Annotated in this window: 1 rRNA gene; it reads left to right on the top strand. The window is 51.4% G+C overall.

Annotation, left to right across the window (positions count from 1 at the left end):
- Positions 1-449: ribosomal RNA gene (locus DU29_RS0128900) — 23S ribosomal RNA — on the top strand; the annotation flags it as partial.

Here is a 449-nt window from a genome sequence, read left to right as displayed (position 1 = left end):
CTGCGCAACGTTAATCGACGCAGGGTTAGTCGGTCCCTAAGGCGAGGCTGAAAAGCGTAGTCGATGGAAAACAGGTTAATATTCCTGTACTTCTGGTTATTGCGATGGAGGGACGGAGAAGGCTAGGCCAGCTTGGCGTTGGTTGTCCAAGTTTAAGGTGGTAGGCTGAGATCTTAGGTAAATCCGGGATCTTAAGGCCGAGAGCTGATGACGAGTGTTCTTTTAGAACACGAAGTGGTTGATGCCATGCTTCCAAGAAAAGCTTCTAAGCTTCAGGTAACCAGGAACCGTACCCCAAACCGACACAGGTGGTTGGGTAGAGAATACCAAGGCGCTTGAGAGAACTCGGGTGAAGGAACTAGGCAAAATGGCACCGTAACTTCGGGAGAAGGTGCGCCGGTGAGGGTGAAGGACTTGCTCCGTAAGCTCATGCCGGTCGAAGATACCAG

The sequence above is a fragment of the Pseudomonas sp. Ant30-3 genome (genome assembly GCF_000690905.1).
GTDB lineage: Bacteria > Pseudomonadota > Gammaproteobacteria > Pseudomonadales > Pseudomonadaceae > Aquipseudomonas.
Note: the sequence above shows the minus strand (reverse complement) of the source record. Positions and strands in the feature narration are given on the sequence as shown.